This window comes from Sulfitobacter sp. HI0129 (genome assembly GCF_001635395.1).
In the GTDB taxonomy this organism is placed as follows: domain Bacteria; phylum Pseudomonadota; class Alphaproteobacteria; order Rhodobacterales; family Rhodobacteraceae; genus Sulfitobacter.
The window spans coordinates 1-2,511 of sequence record NZ_LWGH01000555.1 but is presented as its reverse complement, the minus strand read 5'-3'; the positions used below and the strand labels follow the sequence as shown (position 1 = coordinate 2,511).

The window sequence follows — 2,511 nt, the reverse complement described above, 5'->3', positions numbered from 1 at the left end:
GCAACTCCGCCTCGCTCTCGCTGCTTTCGCAGACCACAACGAGATTCGGCGTGTTGGAACTGGCCCGCACCAGCCCCCAGCTGCCATTGTCGAGGATCACCCGCGCGCCGTTCACTGTCACCACCTGCGCAACCTTGCGGCCCGCCATCTCGGTCACATTCTCCAGCCGCTGCACGATCCGGTCGAGAATGTCGTACTTGTCCTCATCGGCGGCATAGGGCGACATGGTCGGGGTGGAGTATGTCTGCGGCAGGGCGCGGCGCAGGTCGGACATGCTGCGCTCAGAGTTGCGGTCCATCAGCTTGCAGATCTCGACCGCCACCCGCATCCCGCAGTCGTAGCCGCGCCCGATAGGCTCGGCCAGAAAATAATGCCCCGACTTCTCGAACCCCGCCAGCGCGCCCAGCTCCTTCACGCGCCGCTTCATGTGGCTGTGCCCGGTCTTCCAGTAATCCGCCCTTGCGCCGTTTTCCTGCAGCACCGGGTCAGAGGCAAAGAGCCCGGTCGATTTCACATCCGCCACGAAGGTGGAACCGGGGTGCAGCGCGGACAGATCGCGCGCCATGATCACGCCCATCTTGTCGGCAAAGATCTCCTCTCCCTCGTCGTCCACCACGCCGCAGCGGTCACCGTCCCCGTCGAAGCCGAGCGCGAAATCCGCCCCCGACGCGCGGACGCTGGCGGACATGTCGTGCAACATCTCCATCGCTTCGGGGTTCGGATTGTAGTGCGGGAACGTGTAGTCGAGCCGGTTATGGCTGGGCACGACCTCCACGCCCATGCGCTCGAAGAGTTCAGGCGCAAAGGCCGATGCCGTGCCGTTGCCCGTCGCGCAGACGACCTTCAACTTGCGCGTCATCCGGAAGTCGCCGACCAGATCGTCCAGATAAGCCTCTCGCACCCCGTCGACGAATTCATAGGCACCGCCCTCGCGCGTTTCGCCCTCGCCGTTCAGCACGATATCGCGAAGCTCGCTCATCTCGTCGGGGCCGTGGGTCAGCGGGCGTTCAAAGCCCATCTTGACCCCGGTCCAGCCGTTGGGGTTATGGCTCGCCGTCACCATCGCCACCGCGGGCGCGTCCAGATGGAACTGCGCGAAATAGGCCATCGGCGACAAGCAGGGGCCAATGTCGCGCACCCGGATGCCCGCCTGCATCAGGCCGAGGATCAGCGCATTCTTGATCGACAGCGAATAATCCCGGTAGTCGTTGCCCACCGCGATCACCGGCTCGATCCCCCGCCGGTGCATCTGCGTACCCAGCCCCAGCCCCAGCGCCGTGATCCCCGGCAGGTTGATCGCCTCCGGATACTGCCAGCGTGCATCGTATTCACGGAACCCCGTGGGCGCGATCATCGGGTCCCGGAGGAATTCCCATGTGTTCGGGGTCACGGTCGGGCTGGGTTTACGCATCGAAATATCCTTGGGGCAAAACTTGGCGGGCAAAAGCGTCGCCCCCGTGATACGCCAGCCAAGGCAGAGGATCAATCGGGGGACTGCCCGGAGCCGATTGACGAAAGCCTAACGAAAAACGCGCGATTTCAGTCATTTGCTCTCTACAGGTCTTGAAATGGCCACCTTTGCGCTCCGCTCGCCGCGCGGTGATGCCTCCAGCCTGCTCACCGGTGGAAAAGGGGGCTCTCATGGCTGAATTCCGATATGTCTCAACCGTCGCGGCGGCTTCTCCCGGTGCGGAGGAAACGCTGGTGAGTGATCTCGCACTTGCGGTTTCTGAGGGCGGGGCGATGCTCCACGCGGGCTTGCGCAGCGGTGCCATCACCAGTTGGGACGTGACGGGCGCGGGTTTCGGCAGCCCGCAGTACATCGATGCGCCCGAAGCGATGGAGCGCGCGAACCTCACCAACATCACCGTGCTGGGCGAGGGCAGCGGTGCGGCGCTTCTGACGGGCGGTGTCTTTGGTCATGCGGCAGCCCACTTCGCATTGCCCGCCATGGGTGGCCCCGGCGGTGCGCCGGTGGTTGCCGCGACCTCTTTCATGGGGCACCTCGACGCGGTGTTGCCTGTCGCGGCAGGCGCCCTCGTGGCGCTGTCGGATCGCGGCGGGGCGGCGGTGGCCCAGCACCTGTGGAACGGCACGACCCTGACGGAGGTGGGCAGCCTGTCCACGCAAGGCCCGGTCGCGGCGCTGGCCCTCACGGCGGCGGGCGCGAACGGCAGCCTGCTGGTGGCCGAAGGCGGCGCCGCGCAAAGCGTCACCCGTTACGCGCTCGATACGGGCGGTCAGCCCGGCCCTGCCACGGCCACCTTGGCCGCAGGCCCCGCCGGACCGGCGTTCGCCGATCCCACCGCGCTCGCCACGGCAGAACTCGCGGGCACGACCTACGGAATACTCGCCTCCGCCGGCTCCTCCTCGCTCAGCGTCTTTTCGCTCGACGCGGGCGGGGGGATGACCCTTACGGATCACCTGCTCGACACCCGCGAAAGCCGCTTTGCCGGGGTCACCGCGCTGGATATCGTCACCCGCGGCGATGACGTCTTCGTGCTCGCCGGG

Annotated in this window: 2 protein-coding genes; one reads left to right on the top strand and one right to left on the bottom strand. The window is 66.3% G+C overall.

Annotated elements, in window-relative coordinates:
• A partial coding sequence (locus tag A3764_RS15000) for a phosphomannomutase/phosphoglucomutase (RefSeq protein ID WP_067951723.1) occupies positions 1-1,411 on the bottom strand: 1,411 nt, incomplete at its 3' end.
• Positions 1,412-1,641: 230 nt separating this feature from the next.
• On the opposite strand from A3764_RS15000, the gene A3764_RS14995 reads away from it, so the two are divergent.
• Positions 1,642-2,511 (top strand): hypothetical protein (locus tag A3764_RS14995; RefSeq protein ID WP_150122204.1); only part of this gene is annotated, 870 nt, incomplete at its 3' end.